The organism is Pseudarthrobacter phenanthrenivorans, assembly GCF_000813845.1.
Classification (GTDB): Bacteria; Actinomycetota; Actinomycetes; order Actinomycetales; family Micrococcaceae; genus Arthrobacter; species Arthrobacter phenanthrenivorans_B.
In genome coordinates this window covers 86741-104695 of the sequence record NZ_JWTB01000013.1, presented here as the reverse complement: position 1 = coordinate 104695, position 17955 = coordinate 86741, and the positions used below count along the sequence as shown (strand labels likewise).

15 protein-coding genes and 2 pseudogenes are annotated in these 17955 nt (G+C 68.8%); 14 read left to right on the top strand and 3 right to left on the bottom strand.

What is annotated here, in order from left to right:
- Window positions 1-267 (bottom strand): annotated as a pseudogene (locus tag RM50_RS07380) (hypothetical protein); the annotation flags it as partial.
- Window positions 268-453: 186 nt separating this feature from the next.
- Between RM50_RS07380 and RM50_RS20195 the strand changes: the two are divergent.
- The gene (locus tag RM50_RS20195; RefSeq protein WP_156133852.1) at window positions 454-1299 is read left to right on the top strand and encodes a hypothetical protein; all 846 of its coding nucleotides are present in this window, start codon (window positions 454-456) and stop codon (window positions 1297-1299) included.
- 145 nt (window positions 1300-1444) lie between these two features.
- Here the strand turns inward: RM50_RS20195 and RM50_RS07370 are convergent, their stop codons facing one another.
- Entirely contained in the window at window positions 1445-2500 is a 1056-nt protein-coding gene (locus RM50_RS07370; RefSeq protein ID WP_043451328.1) for an NAD-dependent epimerase/dehydratase family protein, read from the bottom strand.
- Window positions 2501-2648: 148 nt separating this feature from the next.
- On the opposite strand from RM50_RS07370, the gene RM50_RS07365 reads away from it, so the two are divergent.
- From RM50_RS07365 to RM50_RS07315, 11 genes are all read left to right on the top strand, one after another.
- A complete protein-coding gene (locus RM50_RS07365) occupies window positions 2649-3602 on the top strand; it encodes a sigma-70 family RNA polymerase sigma factor (protein WP_052260026.1) in 954 nt (317 codons plus the stop codon).
- 258 nt (window positions 3603-3860) lie between these two features.
- Window positions 3861-4397 carry a D-glycero-alpha-D-manno-heptose-1,7-bisphosphate 7-phosphatase gene (locus RM50_RS07360; RefSeq protein ID WP_043451326.1) on the top strand — a complete coding sequence of 179 codons (537 nt, stop codon included), beginning with the start codon at window positions 3861-3863 and terminating at the stop codon, window positions 4395-4397.
- Entirely contained in the window at window positions 4397-5485 is a 1089-nt protein-coding gene (locus RM50_RS07355) for a glycosyltransferase family 9 protein (RefSeq protein ID WP_043451325.1), read from the top strand. Before RM50_RS07360 ends, RM50_RS07355 begins: the two co-directional genes overlap by 1 nt.
- Window positions 5482-6516: a glycosyltransferase gene (locus tag RM50_RS07350; RefSeq protein WP_043451324.1), complete on the top strand. Its 1035-nt coding sequence runs from the start codon at window positions 5482-5484 to the stop codon at window positions 6514-6516. Before RM50_RS07355 ends, RM50_RS07350 begins: the two co-directional genes overlap by 4 nt.
- On the top strand, window positions 6513-7766 hold the full coding sequence (locus RM50_RS07345) for a glycosyltransferase (RefSeq protein ID WP_043451322.1): 1254 nt from the start codon (window positions 6513-6515) through the stop codon (window positions 7764-7766). Before RM50_RS07350 ends, RM50_RS07345 begins: the two co-directional genes overlap by 4 nt.
- Window positions 7763-8473 carry a D-sedoheptulose-7-phosphate isomerase gene (locus RM50_RS07340; RefSeq protein ID WP_043451320.1) on the top strand — a complete coding sequence of 237 codons (711 nt, stop codon included), beginning with the start codon at window positions 7763-7765 and terminating at the stop codon, window positions 8471-8473. The genes RM50_RS07345 and RM50_RS07340 overlap by 4 nt, the downstream gene beginning before the upstream one ends.
- On the top strand, window positions 8470-9867 hold the full coding sequence (locus RM50_RS07335) for a PfkB family carbohydrate kinase (RefSeq protein WP_043451319.1): 1398 nt from the start codon (window positions 8470-8472) through the stop codon (window positions 9865-9867). Before RM50_RS07340 ends, RM50_RS07335 begins: the two co-directional genes overlap by 4 nt.
- A gap of 46 nt (window positions 9868-9913) precedes the next feature.
- Window positions 9914-10630 (top strand): SDR family oxidoreductase, encoded by a 717-nt coding sequence (locus RM50_RS07330; RefSeq protein ID WP_043451317.1) that lies wholly within the window; start codon window positions 9914-9916, stop codon window positions 10628-10630.
- Window positions 10631-10712: 82 nt separating this feature from the next.
- Window positions 10713-12170 (top strand): aldehyde dehydrogenase family protein, encoded by a 1458-nt coding sequence (locus RM50_RS07325; RefSeq protein WP_043451316.1) that lies wholly within the window; start codon window positions 10713-10715, stop codon window positions 12168-12170.
- Window positions 12167-13699, top strand: coding sequence for a D-glycero-beta-D-manno-heptose 1-phosphate adenylyltransferase (gene rfaE2, locus RM50_RS07320; protein ID WP_043451314.1), 1533 nt, complete (start codon window positions 12167-12169; stop codon window positions 13697-13699). The genes RM50_RS07325 and rfaE2 overlap by 4 nt, the downstream gene beginning before the upstream one ends.
- A 55-nt stretch (window positions 13700-13754) precedes the next feature.
- Window positions 13755-14690 (top strand): spermidine synthase, encoded by a 936-nt coding sequence (locus RM50_RS07315; protein WP_043451311.1) that lies wholly within the window; start codon window positions 13755-13757, stop codon window positions 14688-14690.
- Window positions 14691-14737: 47 nt separating this feature from the next.
- Here RM50_RS07315 and RM50_RS07310 read toward each other — a convergent pair whose 3' ends face one another.
- A complete protein-coding gene (locus tag RM50_RS07310; RefSeq protein WP_043451310.1) occupies window positions 14738-15634 on the bottom strand; it encodes a LysR family transcriptional regulator in 897 nt (298 codons plus the stop codon).
- A 127-nt stretch (window positions 15635-15761) separates the two neighbouring features.
- Between RM50_RS07310 and RM50_RS07305 the strand changes: the two are divergent.
- Window positions 15762-17137: pseudogene (locus RM50_RS07305) on the top strand (MFS transporter).
- Between the two features lie 51 nt (window positions 17138-17188).
- Window positions 17189-17938 carry a 3-hydroxybutyrate dehydrogenase gene (locus RM50_RS07300; RefSeq protein WP_043451309.1) on the top strand — a complete coding sequence of 250 codons (750 nt, stop codon included), beginning with the start codon at window positions 17189-17191 and terminating at the stop codon, window positions 17936-17938.
- Window positions 17939-17955: the final 17 nt, after the last annotated feature.

Genomic DNA, 17955 nt, shown 5'->3' with positions numbered 1-17955 from the left:
GCTCTTGGCAGTCTCCGCAACGTTCTGCGCGGATCCTGCGGCCGTACGGGCCACATCGGCTGCCTCTTCCTTGGCGGCATCCTTGCGGGACGTGCCCGACGTGTCTGCAGTCTGGACACCGGTCGTTTGGGTGTAGCCGGACTGGCTCTCGCCGGTGAGGGGAGTAGCGGCTGATGGGAAGGTGGCGGGTTCCCGCTCACCTGGAATTCCTGTATTGGCCGGAGGTGCCGTGTAAGCGGGGTCCTCGGGCCATTGGTTCTCTGTCATCTTCGCTCTCTTTCCAAGAAGGCCGGTTGTTGATCAAGAACCAGCAATACTGGCCGTAAAATAGTAAGCATGATTACCAATAAAAGGTAAGTACCCTTGCTAAACGAGTTATAACGGTTCCAAAAAATGTCAGCCGGAATGGCGAGGGCCTGCCCGGTCACAACGAAGTGGAAAGTGGTGGGAAACGTGGACACAGCTCCATGGGTATGGGTATTGGTTGCCGTCGTCGTGGTGGTGCTGATTGTGGTGCTGCTGTTGGCCGGCGGACGGCGCCGGAAGGCGATGCAGGAAAAGCGGGACCAGGAGCACCGGGAAAAGGCTGCCGAAATCCGGCGCGAGGCCCAGAACATGGAAATCGACGCCCGCGAACGGGAGGCGAAAGCCATCCGGGCCCGGGCTGATGCCGAGCAGGCTCAGGTGGATGCCGCGAGGCTGCGGCAGGAAGCCGAGAAGCGCAGCCAGGAAGCCCAGTCACTGCGCGGAGACGTTGCCAGCCGTACCCGGAAGGCTGACGAGCTCGATCCCGATGTCGGAACCGACGACAGCCGGCGGGACCGCCGCGTGGAGCATGACGGCGGGATGGCTGGCCGGGACGGGCATGACGGCGGGATGGCTGGCCGGGACGAGCGGGACCGCCGCGTGGAGCATGACGGCGGGATGGCTGGCCGGACGGAACGCGACGCCGGAGTGGGCGGCGGCCTTGCCCGGGATCGGGCGGTTAGCCGGGACGGGCACGGTCCGGACGTTGCGGGTCGTGACCGCGACGCCTACAGCAGCGATGCAGTTGGATCGAATGATGCAACTCTGCGGAACGAGGAAGTTCGGCGCGGCGATGCAGCAAGGCAGGGCGATAGGGACGTCGAGGGTGTCGGGGCCGGTCAGGGCAACGGCCTGCATCAGGGCATTCCCGCCGGGGACGAACGCCCGGGTGCTCCGGAGGCTGAACCCGGCCGGCGGCGCGAAGCACGCGCGGCGGACGCTTCCGCCGCACAGGATGCGCGGGAGGACGGAAGCCCCCGCACGGGTATCTAGGAACACGGGTATCTAGGAACAGGGGCATCCAGGAACAGGCCTCCAGAACCCCGCGGCCAAAGTCAAACCCTGCGGAAACCGTTTCGGCGGAAGCCGGTCCGGAGTCCGCGGGGTGGCGGCACGCCTGCCTGTCCAGGCTGCTTCGTCAGTCGCTGCCGGCCGGCCCGCTGCGTGGCTTGAGGACGGGGGAAGGGTTTACGCCTTCCCCCGTTCCCATGCCCGCGAGGACCTCCTGGACGGCGGCAATCGAGGACACCTGCGGCTCCCAGCCGAGGATCCGCCGGGCGCGGCCCGTGTCCATGATGGGCGCCCCGGCCGCCATCTCCACCCAGCCTGAATCAGTGGGCTGGATCCGCGCCCGCCAGGTGAGGTCAACGACGGCGTGCAGCAGCCGCATGGGGATGGGAAGGATCCGCTTGGCCCCCAGGATCCGGGCAAGTTCCTGCGGATCGAGGACCGGTTCGGCCGCGATGTTGAATGCGCCGCTGGCCCGTTGGTCCACTACCCGCCAGTAGGCCTCCGCCACGTCGTCTGCGTGGACCGCCTGGAATACCAGGTTGTCCGGAACCGGCAGCAGCGGAAGCCAGGGCTTCCGCGGAACGAACCGCGCCAGGACGCGGCCCAGGAAGTACCGGCCGATTTCACTGCCCGCATTTCCCTGGAAGATCAGCCCGGGCCGCAGCCTGGCAACGGCTATGCCCGGTTCCGCTGCGGCGAAGTCATCCAGCAACCGCTCCTGCTCCGCCTTGTGGCGGCTGTAATGCGAGCCTGCCATCCCCGTGGCGGGCCACGACTCGTCACGTCGCTGGTCCTTGCCTGCCTTGGCGTAGGCGCCCACGCTGGACGCGCACACCACCTGCTTGACGCCCGCTGCGGCTGCGGCCTCCAGGACGTTGCGGGTGCCGGTGACATTCGTACGGTGCAGGAGGTCCAGGTTGCGGTTCGGCTGGATTTGCCACGCCAGGTGGACTACGGCATCGACGCCGGAAAGCGACTTCGCCAGCAGTGGCCTGTCCTGCTCCAGGCCCACGTCCAGGGTGTGCCAATCGACGCCGCTGTAGGGCTGCCGGGTGGTGTCGGGCAGCCTGCGGCTGATTCCCACAAGCTGCAGGGTGCCGGGTTTCCGGGCTTCCTGGCGCTGCAGGTTGCGCAGCAGTGCAGTTCCGGCATTTCCACTGGCCCCGGTGATGGCGATGCGCATGGCAAGGACTCCTTGGCAGATTGGATTGGGTGTCCCCTACATTCCGAGCGTACAGCGGAGGAGTGTTGTTTTATAAGCAAGCTTATGATTTCCTACTTCTAAGTCTTGCCGCAGGCTTTCGGAACCAGACCGAGGGAAACCAAAATCCATGCCCGAATCCTTTGCCGCCCTTGCCGTGCACGCCGCCCCTGCCCACCCTACGGAGCCGGGAACGGCGCAACAACAAAACCCGCCAGCCCCCTCGGGACGGCTGCGCGAGACCTTCGAAAACGACCTGGTCCTGAGGTATCTTGACTTGGCGGAAGCCCTTGCCGCACGGTTTGAGGCCCGCGGCCGGGAACGGGCGGACCTAAACCAGGTGGCCTATCTGGGCCTGGTGAAGGCCGCACGGGGCTTCGACCAGGCCAAAGGCGAAAGTTTTCCCGCCTATGCGGCGCCCACCATCACCGGCGAGCTCAAGAGATACCTCCGCGACCGGACGTGGGTTGTCCGTCCACCGCGGCATATCCAGGACTTGAGGACACGGCTGTTCCGGGCGGAGCCGGAACTGACCCAGTCACTGGGCCGCAATCCCAGCGTTGCCGAACTCGCTGGTGAGCTGGGAACTGACCCGGCAGAGGTTCAGGAGGCCATTTCGGCGTCCAGCAGCATGCACCCGGATTCCCTTGACGCCGCGAACCCCAACTCGGACGCACCCTCGATCGGTGACGTGCTTGCCTGCCCGGACACGCCGCTGGAGCGGCTTGAAGAGCTCGCCTGCCTGCGGGAGGCGATGCAGGACCTCAGTGAGTCGGACCGGGAGCTTCTGTACCGCCGCTACTTCTGCGAGGAAACGCAGGTCCAGCTGGGGAAGCGGCTGGGCATGTCCCAGATGCAGGTATCCCGGCGCCTGGCCAAGGTGCTGGTGGAGCTGCAGCGGCGGCTGGAGCCGGGAAACCAGCCCTGCAGCACCGAAACCGGCAACGGGACACGGTCCCGCATGACGCCGGGCGATGCAGTTTCCAGCCATGGCGAACCCTTCCGGCAGGTCCGCGGCGGCGGGCATGCCGGCACTGCCGGCAGCGGTGCCGGGCGCCGCATCAGCGGCACACGGACCAGGTAGCACACCGCTCTTTCGCCAACCAGAACGCGGCTTCCGGCGCCAGGCCGGGATTCGACGACGGCGGCCGCAGGCGTACCAGCACAGGCGCACCAGCGCCGGCGACGCCTGCGCCGGCAGGCCGCAGGTAAGTCCGGGAGGAGTGCCTGTGCCGGCGAAACTCCTGTCTTGCCTGTTCAGCGGGCCGGCGGAAGCTGCCCCGGCAGCCGAAATTGACGATGACCGTGTTTGGGAGCAACAGCAGGAGGGAACAGGTTCGTTATGGGAAGCTCTGAAACCTCCAAGCTCCGCGCTGTCCTGTTCGACCGGGACGGGACCCTTGTGGTCGATGTGCCTTACAACGGCGACCCGGGCAAAGTACGGCCCATGGCCGGCGCGAAGAAAGTGCTGGACAGCCTGCGCGCGGACGGCATTGCCACCGGAGTCATCAGCAACCAGTCCGGTGTGGCCCGTGGCCTCATCACCGCGGAGGATGTGGCGGCAGTCAATGCCCGGGTGGAGGAACTGCTGGGACCATTCGACGTGTGGGAAGTGTGTCCCCATGCGGAGCAGGACGGCTGTTCCTGCCGCAAACCGGCTCCCGGAATGGTCCACAGCGCCTGCCGGAAGCTGGGGATCCACGAATCGGAGGCTGCCCTGATCGGGGACATCGGTGCCGACATGGGGGCGGCGGAAGCTGCCGGTTCCACCGGCGTGCTGGTGCCCACACCGGTGACACGTGCCGAGGAGGTGGCCGCGGCGCGGCTGGTCGCCCCGGATCTGGCGTCCGCTGTAGGCCTGCTGCAGGAGACGCCTTGATGGGCCGCGTCCTTGTAGCCCGGCTGGACAGCATGGGCGATGTCCTGCTGGCAGGCCCTGCAGTGCGCGCCGTGGCGAATGGCCGTCACCAGTACGGCGGCAGCTCCAGCCACGTGGTGATGCTCTGCGGACGCCAGGGCGAAGCTGCGGCCGCCATGCTCCCGGGCGTTGCCGAGGTATACACCTGGGACAGCCCCTGGATCATGAATCCTGCGCCGAAGATGACCGGGCCGCACGCTGACAGGCTGATCGATTACGTCCGCAATTCGCGCATTACCGAGGCCGTCATCCTCACGTCCTTCCACCAGTCACCGCTGCCGCTGGCCCTGCTGCTGCGGCTTGCCGGCGTGGAACGGATCACGGGTGCCTCAACGGACTACGCCGGCTCGCTGCTGGATGTGCGCCTCAAGCCGGGCGAGGACTTTCCCGAAGACCAACCGGAGGCGGAACGGGCCCTGGGTATCGCCGAGGCCGCAGGTTTCCGGCTGCCTGCAGGTGACGACGGAAAGCTGCGCGTCGGCTCCGTTCCCGACGTGACGGACCTGGTGGGTGGGGAACCGTACATTGTGGTCCATCCTGGAGCCGCTGTCCCTGCCCGGGCCTGGCCCCCACTGCACCACGCCGCCGCCGTCGAACTCCTCCAAGGTGCCGGACACCGGGTGGTGGTGACCGGCGGACCGGGCGAAAAGTCGCTGACCGCCACCGTGGCCGGTCCCTCGGCCCTGGACCTTGGCGGACGCACCGACCTCCCCACCATGGCCGGCGTCATGGCAGGCGCCGATGCCGTCGTCAGCGGCAACACCGGGCCCGCCCACCTCGCCGCCGCGGTGGGAACGCCCGTGGCGTGCCTGTTTTCCCCCGTTGTTCCCGCCATCCGCTGGGCACCCTACGGGGTGTCCCTGGAACTGCTCGGCGACCAGAACGCACCCTGCCGCATGTCCCGCGCCCGGGTGTGCCCGGTCCCCGGCCACCCCTGCCTGGATTCGGTTTCGCCGGAGGAAGTGGTGGCGGCGGTGGAACGCCTTATCAGCGGAGTGAGCTCCTTCAGCACCCACGTCAGCACCCGTAGAAAGGCCCGCAACAGATGAGAATCCTGCTCTGGCATGTCCACGGTTCCTGGACGGACGCCTTTGTGCGCGGCCGCCACGAGTACCTGCTTCCCGTCCTGCCCGAAGGCGGGGCCTGGGGGCTGGGCCGCGCCGGCAGGGACTGGCCGGAATCAGTGCGGGAGGTGGACCTGGCGACGCTCGACGCCGACGCCGTGGACGCCGTCGTCCTCCAACGGCCGGAAGAAATCGACGAAGTGGTCCGCACCCTCGGCCGGATGCCCGGCGTCGACCTGCCGGCAGTCTTCGTCGAGCACAACACGCCCAAGGGCAACTTCCCGAACACCAGCCACCCGCTCGCGGAGCAAGCCAGCATCCCCGTTGTCCATGTCACCCACTTCAACCGGCTGGCCTGGGACAACGGGTCCGCGCCCACCACCGTGATCGAGCATGGAATCCCGGACCCGGGGCGGCTCTACACCGGTGAACTTCCCGAACTGGGCGTGGTGGTCAATGAGCCGGTCCGCAGGGGCCGCGTCACGGGAACAGACCTGTTGCCGGCCTTCGCCTCGGTGGCGCCCCTGCACGTGTTCGGCATGAAGACGGACGGGTTGGCGGCAGCCACCGGCATCGACGCCGCACGGCTGACGTCCCGGGGCGACCTGAAAACCCGGGACATGCACCGGGAGCTGGCACGCTGCCGGGTCTATGTACACCCCATGCGCTGGACCTCGCTGGGGCTGTCCCTCCTTGAAGCCATGCACCTGGGCATGCCGGTGGTGGTGCTTGCCACCACGGAGGCCCCCAGGGCGGTGCCCCAGGAGGCCGGCATCGTCTCCGCCGATGTCGACGAACTGCTCCGCTGCGCGGAGCGGCTGATCGCCAATCCGGATGAGGCCCGACGGCGCGGGCTCGCCGCCCGCGAGGCGGCGCTGGAGCGTTATGGCCTGGGCAGGTTCCAGGACCGCTGGGATGAGTTGCTGGCAGATCTGCGCACCAGGCCCCGGCACTCCGTCAACGAACGGCCGGACGAGCGGATCCTCGTTCCGGCGCGGGAGAGGAAGACTCCATGAAAATCGCCATGATTTCTGAGCACGCCAGTCCGCTGGCAGCCTTGGGCGGGGTGGATGCCGGCGGGCAGAACGTGCATGTCGCGGCGCTCTCCGAGGCCCTCGCCAAGCGCGGCCACCACGTCACCGTCTACACCCGCAGGGACGCAACGGAGCTTCCCGAACGGGTCAGGGTGGGACGCCGCTTCGAGGTGGTCCATGTGGACGCCGGCCCCGCCCGGCATGTGCCAAAGGACGAACTGCTGCCCTATATGGGGGAACTCGCCGACGGCGTGGCCAGGGACTGGGGACAGCAGCCCCCGGACGTGGTGCACGGCCACTTCTGGATGTCCGGCCTCGCTGCCCTGGACGCCGCCCGGCGCACCGACACCGGCTACCGGGTGCCCATGCTCCAGACCTTCCACGCGCTGGGGACCGTCAAGCGCAGGCACCAGGGCGCGGAGGACACCAGCCCGGAAGCGCGCCGCTGGCTGGAACCGGGCGTAGGGCGGGCAGCCGACCGGATCATCGCCACCTGCTCCGACGAGGTCTTCGAACTCAAGGCCATGGGCATCGCCACCGGCAAGATCTCCATCGCGCCCTGCGGCGTGGACCTGGGCTTCTTCTCGCCCGACGGGCCGGTGGCGCCACGGAGGCGCCGCTACCGCATCCTCTCCGTGGGCCGCCTGGTTCCGCGCAAGGGCGTGGACCTGGTGATCCGCGCTCTTCCCTACCTCAAGGCGGCAGGGATCGACGACGTCGAACTCCTGATCGTGGGCGGCGGCGCCGACTCGGCCGAAATGCATGCCGACCCGGAAATCCGCCGCCTCCTGGGCCTTGCCGCGGAACTTGGCGTGGACAGCCACGTCACGCTGCAGGGGCAGGTGTCGCGGGCCGAAATGCCCGGCATCTTCCGCAGCGCCGACGTAGTGGTGTGCGCCCCATGGTACGAGCCCTTCGGCATCGTGCCGCTGGAGGCCACGGCCTGCGGAGTGCCGGTGGTCGCAGCCGCCGTTGGCGGGCTGCGGGACACGGTGGTGGACCACGCCACCGGCCTGCACGTGCCGCCCCGGGACCCGGAGGCCATCGCGTCCGCGCTGTCTCTGCTGCTCGAAAACCCCACCCTGAGGAAGAAACTTGGCCAGGCCGGCGAGCGCCGTGCCCGCACCCGCTACTCCTGGGACCGGGTGGCCGCGGAAACCGAGAAGGCCTACCAGCTCGCCATCGCCGGCGTCCCGGCGGGTGTTGTACCCATGGAAGGAGCAGCACTGTGACTGCCGAATGGTCCCTGCGCGAAGCAGACCTGCGCACCCTGACCACTCCGCCGGCACTGCCGGCCGTGCTCCCGGGCGCCACCTTCGTTGATAAGGCCAGTGCCGATGCCGTCCGGACCCACCTGGACAACGTGCTGCCGGCCCTGGACAGCCTGCGCAGCCAGTCCGGCCGGCTCGCCGCCTGGGGCGTGGAGCTGGCCCAGCGCCTGCTGCGCGGCCAGCGGCTCCTTGCTGCCGGCAACGGCGGGTCGGCCGCCGAAGCCCAGCACCTGACGGCTGAGCTGGTGGGCCGGTTCGATTCCGAGCGGGTCCCGTTCTCCGCCATCTCGCTGCACGCAGAATCGTCCGCCGTGACAGCCATTGCCAACGACTACGGCTACGACGACGTCTTCGCCCGGCAGGTGCGGGCCCACGGCCGCTCCGGTGACGTGCTCATGCTGCTGTCCACCAGCGGCAAAAGCCCCAACCTGCTGCGCGCCGCGGAAGCGGCCGCCCGGCTCAACGTCACCACCTGGGCGCTCACCGGCACGGGTCCCAACCCGCTCTCCGACGCCTGCGACGAGGCCGTCATGATCGACGCCCTGAACGCCAACGCCCAGGAGGGGCACCTGATCGCCCTGCACGCGGTGTGCCGCGCCTTCGACCTTGAGGTCGCCCGGCACACCCCGTCCCTTGTCCCGGGGCTCGCGAACGGCGGCCGGCCATGAGGATCGTTGTGGTGGGCGACGTGATGCTCGACGTCGACCTCTTCGGTGAAGCCACCCGGCTCAGCCCGGACGCCCCCGTCCCCGTGGTCGACGTGTCCGGCGTGCGCCGCCGCGCCGGCGGAGCGGGCCTGGTGGCGCGGATGCTGGCGCAGGACGGCTGGCCGGTCACGCTGGTAACAGTCATCGGGGATGACGACGCCGGCAGCCAGTTGCGCAGGCAGCTCGCCGGAGTGCGTCTTGTGGCGGGCAGCAGCGGCCACCCCTCGCCGGTGAAGACCCGGGTCCGCGCAGGCTCCCACCCCGTGGTCCGTTTCGACCAGGGCTGCGAAAAGACGCCCGTCCCCGAGGTGAGTCCGGCGATGCTCCGCGCCGTCGAGCAGGCCGGGGTGGTCATCGTTGCCGATTACGGCCGGGGCCTGGCAGCCAACCCGCACCTGCGGGACCTGCTGGCGCGGCTCGCCCGCCAGGTGCCCGTCATCTGGGACCCGCACCCTTCCGGCCCGGAACCCGTGCCCGGGGTTGCCGTGGTGACACCGAATATTTCCGAGGCCACGAAGGCTGTCCAGTCCGCCGGAAATTTACCCTCCGCAGACCCCGCTGCCATTGCCGGCATCCTGCTGGAGCGGTGGCGCAGCCAGGCCGTCATGGTCACCAGGGGCGAAGAGGGAGCTGTCCTGCTGCAGCAGGGCGGCGCATCCGCCACGTCCGTCCCGGCCCCGCGGGTGGAGGCGGGGGACCCCTGCGGAGCCGGCGACCGCCTGGCAGCCAGCCTGGCGGTGCACTTGCTCGCAGGACGCGACCTGCCGGACGCTGCCGCCCTCGCGGTACACGACGCCGCAGATTTCCTCGCCGCCGGGGGAGTCTCGGCCCTGCCCGATGCCGGCAGTGCTGACGCCGCCGAAGGCCGCAAGCCTGGACCGGCCTTGCGGCCCCGCACCACTACCGAACCGCTGCTGCTGGCCCGCGCGATCCGCGAAAGCGGCGGAAAAGTGGTGGCCACCGGCGGCTGCTTCGACCTGATCCATGCCGGTCACATCCGGTCCCTCGCCGCCGCCAGGGAACTGGGCGACTGCCTGATCGTCTGCCTCAACTCCGACGACTCCGTGCGGCGCCTGAAAGGACCCGAGCGGCCCATCATCGGCCAGCACGACAGGGCCGAACTGCTCCTGGCTATGGAATGCGTGGACGCGGTCATGGTCTTTGACGAGGACACGCCCGAAGCCGCCCTGGATCGCCTGCGGCCCGACATCTGGGTCAAGGGCGGGGACTACAAGGGCGCCCGCCTGCCCGAAGCAGACCTCGTGGAAAGCTGGGGCGGCCGCTGCCTCACCGTCCCGTTCCACCCCGCCCGTTCCACCACCGGCCTCGCGGATGCGCTCGCCAAGGTGAGCTGACCCCGCCTGTGACCCTGACTTGTTCTCCCCACTGAAAGGAACACCAATGACCGCAGAATCAACTGCACCTGCCTCCACCACGCCCGGCCGCGTCCTGGTGACGGGAGGCGCCTCCGGACTGGGCGCCGCCGTCGTCGAGGCCGTCCTCCGCTCCGGCGGCACCCCGGTGGTGCTGGACCGCGACATCAGCAGCGTCTCCGGCGTGAAAGCCTTTGAGGTGGACGTCGCGGACCGCGCAGCCGTGGAGCATGCGGTCCGCGAGGCTGCTGACACCCTGGGCGGCCTCGATGCCGTGGTCACCGCGGCCGGCATCGACCGCTGCGGCAAACTGGCCGACGTCGAAGCCACGGAGTGGGAAAAGGTCATCGGGGTCAACCTCATGGGCACCGTGTCCGTAGTGCGCGCAGCCCTGCCCTACCTCAAGGAAACCCACGGCCGCGTGGTGACCGTCGCGTCCACCCTGGGCAAGCGCGCCGTTGCCGACGCCACCGCCTACTGCGCCTCCAAGTTCGGCGTGGTGGGATTCAGCCACGCGCTGGCCGCGGAAACGGGCGGCGAAATCGGCGTGACCACCATGATCCCCGGCGGCATGAAGACCCGCTTCTTCGACGACCGTACCGAGCAGTACAAGCCGCAGGACGATTCCAGGCTCAACGACCCCGCCAACACGGCGCAGGCCATTCTGTTCGCCCTGAACCAGCCCACCGGCTGCGAGGTCCGCGAAATGCTGATCTGCCACGAGGAAGAGGGCTCCTGGCCCTAAACCGGAAGCGCCGGCCACTCCTGGTGGCCGCAGCAGGACCACCAGCACTGACACACCAGCCCTGAAAGGCGGGAGGAACACCATGCCCACCACAGTCACCGAAACAGCCGCAGGCACCGGGACAACCGACGGTTCCGGCATCACCATCCAGGACCCGCGGACCGGTGAAGTGCTCTGGACCGTGCCCGAAGCGGAACCGGACGCCGTGCAGGATGCCGTCCGCGTAGCCCGCAGGGCGGCACCCGCCTGGGCAGCAACGGCTCCCGCGGAGCGCGGCGCCGCACTCCGGGCTGCCGCCAAGGCCCTCGACGCGGCCGCCCGGGAACTCGCCGGGCTGAACGCCAGCGAAACCGGCCGCCCGGAGGACGAGGCACTGGCAGGAATCGGTGCCGCCGTTTCCACCCTCGAGCAGTACGCAGAGCTGGGGCCCGTCCACCGCGGCCATAGCCTCCGCGGCAACCGGCTCGCCACCGACTACACGCTGGCTGAGCCGCGCGGCGTGGCGGTCCTGCTGACCCCGTGGAACGACCCCGTTGCCGTGGCCTGCGGCTTGATCGGCGCGGCCCTGGTCACCGGCAACACCGTTATCCATAAACCGAGCGAGCGCTGCCCCCGGCTGGGGGAGGCGCTGGGCGAGGTCCTGGCACCTGCCTTTCCACCCGGCGTCTTCCTGACCGTCTCCGGCGGCGCCGCGGTGGGGGCCGCGTTGTCTCAGGCGGAGGTCGATGTGATCGCCCACGTGGGGTCCAGCGCCTCCGGGGCCCGGATTGCCGGCGCCGGGGCCCTGACCGGCGCCCATGTGATCAGGGAAAACGGCGGCAATGACCCCCTCCTGGTGGACCGCGACGTGGATCCGGGATGGGCTGCCGAACAAGCCGCCGTAGGTGCCTTCAGCAACAGCGGCCAGATCTGCACGGCCGTGGAGCGCATCTACGTCCATCGCGACATCGCCGCCGAATTCTGCAAGGCCCTCGAAGCCGAGGCCGCCCTTCGGAACAGCAAGGGCACGGTTGCGCCGCTGGTGGACCTGCGGATGCGCGACGCCGTGCACGCGCAGGTGGCAGAAGCCCTGAAGCAGGGGGCGCGGGCGGTGGAAGGCGGCGCCCTGCCGGACGGGCCGGGCTCGTTCTACCCCGCCACCGTCCTGCTCGACTGCACCGACGGGATGCAGGTCATGACGGAGGAAACGTTCGGGCCCGTGGCCCCGGTGCAGGTAGTGGACTCGTTCGACGACGGCCTGCGCCTTGCCTGCAGCGGCAGGTACGGGCTTGCCGCTACCGTCCTGAGCAGCAACATCGCCCACATCCAGCAGGCCGTGGCGGCGCTGCCGGTGGGAACCGTCAAGGTCAACGCGGTCTTCGGCGGCGCCCCCGGAGGCGCAGCCCAGCCGCGCGGCGAAAGCGGTGCAGGTTTCGGTTATGGTCCCGAGCTGCTGGACGAGTTCACGCAGGTCAAGGTGGTGCACATCAGCGCACCGCCGGCGCGCGCGGGCTCCGCCGCCGGACCAGTGGACGGCAGCGGTGGGCAGGACCTGCCATGAGCGCCTCCCGGGAACCGATCGACCTCTCCACCCAGCGGGCATTGTCCGACTGGCTGCCGGGCCGGCTGGCAGCGGAACAGCTGTCCATCCTGGTGATCGGGGATGTGATGCTGGATGGCTGGTGGAGCGGCAGCATTGAACGGCTCTGCCGGGAAGCCCCGGCCCCGGTGGTGGATATCCAGTCCCGTGAATCGGTCCCCGGCGGCGCGGCCAACACTGCGATGAACCTCGCCGCCCTGGGCGCGAAAGTGTCGGTGGCCGGAATCATCGGCTCCGACGACGCCGGCGGGGACCTGCGCACCCAGCTTGCCGCCGCGGCCATCGACGTCCGGGACCTGCAGACCCACCCGGACATGGTCACCACCACCAAGATCCGGATCAGCAGCGGCGGCCAGGTGATGCTGCGCCTCGATGACGCCGCCAAGACCGTCCCGGCCGACGCCCTCGATGCGCTCGCCGCCTCGGTGCGTGCCGCCGTCGCCGGCCGGGACGCCGTCCTGGTCTGCGACTACGGCACCGGCGTGCTCGCGGAGCCCGTCCGGACGGCGCTCGCCGACGCCCTCGGCAGCCGCCGTGACGCCGGGGAGCGCCCGCTGGTGGTGGTTGACGCGCACGATCCGCGGCCCTGGGCCGCCCTGCAGCCTGACCTGGTGACCCCGAACGCCCAGGAAACCGCGCGGCTGCTGGACCACAAACTGCCCGACGGCCAGGAACGGGTGGACGCCGTTGGGGCGGAGTCGGCGGCGTTGCTGGCGGCCACCGGAGCGCGCGCCGTAGTGGTTACCCTGGACCGTGACGGCACCGTGCTGTTGACGCCCGACGGCGTGCGGCACCGGACGTGGGCACGGCCGGCTGCCGAGAAACAGGCGTCCGGGGCAGGTGACACGTTCGTCGCGGCCCTGACGCTGGCCCGCGCTGCCGGGCTGCCGCTGACCGCCAGCCTGGACCTGGCCCAATCGGCAGCGGATGTGGTGGTGCACCAGCCGGGCACGTCCGTCTGCAGTACAGCCCAGCTCAGCCGGTACCTGGAGGCCTTCGCGGACACTGCCCTCACTGAAGAGGAACTGGAGCGGCAGATGGAAATGCACCGCGCCCAAGGGCAGCGGATCGTGCTGACAAACGGATGCTTCGACGTCCTGCACAGCGGCCACACCCGGTACCTCAACCAGGCCAAGCAGCTTGGGGACATCCTGGTGGTGGCGCTGAACAGCGATGACTCGGTGCGCCGGCTCAAGGGCGCCGGCAGGCCCATCAATTCCATGGCAGACCGGGCGGCGGTGGTGGCCGCCCTGAGCTGCGTGGATTACGTCACCGTGTTTGACACCCCCACGGCAACGCCACTGATCCGGCGGCTCCGCCCTGAGGTATATGCCAAAGGCGGGGACTACACCCCGGAGATGCTGGAGGAGACCCCCGCCGTGGAGGAGTACGGCGGCCGCGTGGCCATCCTTGACTACGTGGCTGAACGGTCCACCACTGCCGTGGTCAAGCGCATCCGGGACGGCGAAGGGGCAGTGCCAACCAACTGAAAGGGGCAGTCCCAACCAACTAAGGTTGAAGCATGACTGAGGCGTGGCACGGGTAATGGCAAAACGCGGACGGTCGGGGGCCAGGAACAGCATGCGGGCGGTCGCAGGCGTGGTGGAGGTCCCCAAGGGGGCAGCTGTCGACGGCCCGGTGGAGGGCGTCTACTACATCGACACCGGCGACTGCGAGCTGATCGCGGACCAGGACAACTCCACCGGCTGGCTCCTGAAAATCAACGGCGTGATGAGCTCGCACATCGACCTTGCCGATCCACTGTTCCTGGACTTCGAGTACATGCGCTGGATGGCGGCACTCATCGAGTCCCGCTGGCCGCCGCGGGACCAGTCCTCCGCCAAGCTGCGCGGGCCGCAGGAACACAAGCTGCGCGGACTGCATTTGGGTGGCGGGGCCTGCTCAATGGCCCGGTACCTCGCCGCCGCCTACCCGGATGCCCGCCAGGTGGTGGTGGAACTGGACGGGAAGCTCGCCGAATACGTCCGCGGCTGGTTCGACCTGCCCAAGGCGCCGCTGCTGCGCATCCGGGTGGGCGAGGCCCGGGCCGTCACGGAGACCCTTACCGCCCAGACCCGGGACTTCATCATCCGCGACGTCTTCGCCGGCGCCCTGACCCCGCGGCCGCTCACCACGGCGGAATTCAACCAGCACGTCAAACGGGTCCTGGCCCCGGGAGGCCTCTATGTGGCGAACTCCGGTGATGCCCCGGACCTGAAGAATGCCCGGGAAGACGCGGCCACCATCGCGGCAAGCTTCAAGCACACGGTCATCATCGCCGATCCCGCCATGCTCAAGGGCCGCCGGTACGGGAACATGGTGATGGCCGGCAGCGACGTGCCCTTTGCCGACGACCCCCAGCTGCGCCGCAGGCTCCTCGGCGGCGCCGTCCCGGCACACCTCTGGGATGATGCGCAGGTCCGGGCGTTCGCGGCCGGCACCCCGGTCCGCCACGATTCACCCCCATCGATTGCTGAGTAATCGTCGTTTTCAGCGGTCAAAACGGCATTTACTCAGCAATCGATGGGCTAACCCTTGCCCAGGAGTGCGCCGCGGTGTTCGGCCATCCGGTCCCGCAGGGCCTGCACGACGGCGGCAACGGCCGGGCGGCGCAGCGAGTCCGGGCGCAGGACCATCCAGTAGGGAAGCAGTTCACCAATTTCGTCGGGCAGCAGCCGGACCAGGTCGTCGTGGAGGTCCGCCATGAAGCACGGCAGGAACCCGACGCCTGCGCCTGCCCGGGTGGCCTCCACATGGACGAACACATTGGTGGAGGTCAGCCCGTCCCGCATCGCCGGAACCAGCCGGCGCGGTGCGTCCAGGTCATCGACCTGCAGCATCGAATCCACGAAGTAGACCAGCGGGTGGGCGTTCAGTTCGGCCACGGTGGCCGGTGTCCCGTGCTCCGCGAGGTAGGCGCGGGAGGCGTACATTCCCAGCCGGTATTCGCCGAGCCGGATGGCCTCCGCCCGGTGCACCTGCGGCTCGCCCACCACCACCTCGATGTCCAGCCCGGACCGCTGCTGCAGCGCCCGCCGGGTCATGGTCACCACTTCGACACTGAGGCCGGGATGGTCCCGCCGCAGCCGCGCCACCGCCGGGGCGGCAATGTAGGCGCTGAACCCGTCCGTCGCGGTCATCCGGACCACGCCCGCGACGGGGTCCGGTGCCTGGCCGGCCGGGCCCAGGGTGCCCATGACGGCCTCGACCTGTTCGGCCGCCCGCACGGCCCGTGCACCCAGCTCGGTCAGTTCCCAGCCGCCCGCTGCCCGGGACAGGACCCTGCCGCCCAGCGCCTTTTCCAGCGCGGCGATCCGGCGCGAGACCGTGGTGTGGTTCATGCCCAGCGCCTGGGCCGCCGTCGTGAACTTCGCCGAGCGTGACACCGCCAGGAGGACCAGGAGGTCATCGGGGTTCGCATTCATGTCTGCAATTGTGCACACACTTGGTGCCCCTTTGGGCATTGAAGTGCAGGATTTGTGCAGTAATACTCATCTGAGTCACTTGTGCTGGGGATCACAGCACGTGTCAATGTGGACACTAGGAGAAACCATGAGCGTAGAGCAGCGCCCGGCCAACAACGCCGGGCATGCACCCGAAGGATCAGGACTGAAGAGGATTGTTGCCGCGTCCATGGTGGGAACGGTGGTGGAGTGGTACGAGTTCTTCCTGTACGCCACCGCCGCCACCCTGGTCTTCGGCAAATACTTTTTCCCTTCCACCGGCAACGAGCTGGACGGGATCATCCAGGCCTTCCTCACCTACGCCGTGGGCTTCATCGCCCGCCCGCTGGGCGGCATCGTGTTCGGCCAGATCGGCGACAAACTGGGCCGCAAGCCCACCCTGCAGCTCACCATCGTGATCATCGGCATCTCCACGTTCCTGATGGGCTGCCTGCCCGGCTTCGCCGACATCGGCTACCTGGCCCCCGCCCTGCTGGTGGCCCTGCGCTTCATCCAGGGCTTCGCGCTGGGCGGCGAATGGGGCGGCGCCGTGCTCCTCGTGGCCGAACACAGCCCCAACAAGACCCGCGCCTTCTGGTCCAGCTGGCCCCAGGCCGCCGTTCCGGTGGGCAACCTCCTGGCCACCTGGTGCTGTACATCATGTCCACCACCCTCAGCAGCGAGGCGTTCCTCGGCTGGGGCTGGCGCGTGGCGTTCTGGCTTTCCGCCGTGATCGTCTTCGTGGGCTACTACATCCGCACCAACGTCAGCGAGTCGCCCATCTTCCTCGAAGCCAAGGAACTGGTGGAGAAGGAACAGGCCGTCAGCTACGGCGTCTTCGAGGTCCTGCGCAAGTACCCCAAGGGCATCTTCCAGGCCATGGGGCTGCGGTTCGCGGAAAACATCATGTACTACCTGGTGGTCAGCTTCGCGATTGTGTACCTCAAGAGCGTGCATAAGTACGACACCTCGTCACTCCTGCTGGCGCTGCTGATCGCCCACGTCATCCACTTCGCCATCATTCCGCAGTACGGCCGCCTGGCTGACCGGATTGGCCGCAAGCCCGTGTATCTGGCCGGCGCCATCCTCGGTGCCACTTGGCCGTTCTTCGCCTTCCCGATGTTCGATACCCGGAACGCCGTGGTCATCGTCCTGGCCGTGACCATCGGGCTGTGCCTGCACGGCCTCATGTACGCCGGGCAGCCCGCCATCATGGCCGAGATGTTCCCCACCCGCATGCGGTACTCCGGAGCGTCCCTCGGCTCGCAGGTGACCTCCATCTTTGCCGGTTCACTGGCACCGCTGCTGGCCACCCAATGGCTGAAGGACACGGGGTCGTGGGTGCCCACCGCCATCTACCTGGTGGTCGCGTGTGCCATCACCGCCGTCGCCGTCCTGAGCCTGCGGGAAACCAAGGGCGTGGCCCTGGAAGACGTGGACCGGGAGGATGCGGCCCGCGAAGGGCTGCTGGCCGGGCAGCGCTGACCAGGCAGTGATGGAACCCCTGGACCCCATAAGCGCAGAAGGAGAACCGCAATGGACAACACGTTGAATGGACGCAAGGCACTGGTCACCGGCGGCGCCAGCGGCATTGGAGCCGCGTGCGTGCGCGCACTTGCCGCCCAGGGCGCGAAAGTGGTGGTGGCCGACGTCGACGCCTCTGCCGCGGAGAAGCTCGCCGGGGAGGTGCACGGCACAGCCTGGGGCGTGGACCTGCTGGACACTGAGGCGCTGGCCGGCCTGGGCCTGGACTGCGACATCCTGGTCAACAACGCCGGGATCCAGCGCATCAGCCCGATCCAGGATTTCGACCCCGCCGATTTCCGCAGGCTCATCACCCTGATGCTGGAGGCGCCGTTCCTGCTCATCCGTGCCGCACTGCCCCACATGTACGCCAACAAGTTCGGCCGCATCATCAACGTCTCCTCCGTGCACGGCCTCCGCGCCTCGCCGTTCAAGAGCGCGTATGTTTCCGCGAAGCACGGTTTGGAAGGGCTGAGCAAGGTGACCGCGCTCGAAGGCGGGGAACATGGTGTCACGTCCAACTGCATCAACCCCGGCTACGTGCGGACGCCCCTGGTGGAAAGCCAGTTGGCCGACCAGGCAAAGGTGCACGGAATTCCAGAATCCGAGGTCCTGGCCAAGGTGATGCTGACCGAAGCGGCCATCAAGCGCCTGGTGGAACCGGAGGAGGTGGCGTCCCTGGTCGCCTGGCTCGCTTCACCGGACGCCGGCATGGTCACCGGTGCCAGCTACACGATGGACGGCGGCTGGTCCGCGCGCTGACGCCGGCCACGCCTGGC

Coding starts and splice junctions, on each gene's coding strand:
- RM50_RS07370 (WP_043451328.1), bottom strand. CDS start 2,500: ATGCGCATCGCCATCACCGGGGCCAGTGGAAATGCCGGAACTGCACTG.
- RM50_RS07345 (WP_043451322.1), top strand. CDS start 6,513: ATGAAAATCGCCATGATTTCTGAGCACGCCAGTCCGCTGGCAGCCTTG.
- RM50_RS07325 (WP_043451316.1), top strand. CDS start 10,713: ATGCCCACCACAGTCACCGAAACAGCCGCAGGCACCGGGACAACCGAC.
- RM50_RS07365 (WP_052260026.1), top strand. CDS start 2,649: ATGCCCGAATCCTTTGCCGCCCTTGCCGTGCACGCCGCCCCTGCCCAC.
- RM50_RS07310 (WP_043451310.1), bottom strand. CDS start 15,634: ATGAATGCGAACCCCGATGACCTCCTGGTCCTCCTGGCGGTGTCACGC.
- RM50_RS07300 (WP_043451309.1), top strand. CDS start 17,189: ATGGACAACACGTTGAATGGACGCAAGGCACTGGTCACCGGCGGCGCC.
- RM50_RS07315 (WP_043451311.1), top strand. CDS start 13,755: ATGGCAAAACGCGGACGGTCGGGGGCCAGGAACAGCATGCGGGCGGTC.
- RM50_RS07350 (WP_043451324.1), top strand. CDS start 5,482: ATGAGAATCCTGCTCTGGCATGTCCACGGTTCCTGGACGGACGCCTTT.
- RM50_RS07335 (WP_043451319.1), top strand. CDS start 8,470: ATGAGGATCGTTGTGGTGGGCGACGTGATGCTCGACGTCGACCTCTTC.
- rfaE2 (WP_043451314.1), top strand. CDS start 12,167: ATGAGCGCCTCCCGGGAACCGATCGACCTCTCCACCCAGCGGGCATTG.
- RM50_RS07360 (WP_043451326.1), top strand. CDS start 3,861: ATGGGAAGCTCTGAAACCTCCAAGCTCCGCGCTGTCCTGTTCGACCGG.
- RM50_RS07355 (WP_043451325.1), top strand. CDS start 4,397: ATGGGCCGCGTCCTTGTAGCCCGGCTGGACAGCATGGGCGATGTCCTG.
- RM50_RS07330 (WP_043451317.1), top strand. CDS start 9,914: ATGACCGCAGAATCAACTGCACCTGCCTCCACCACGCCCGGCCGCGTC.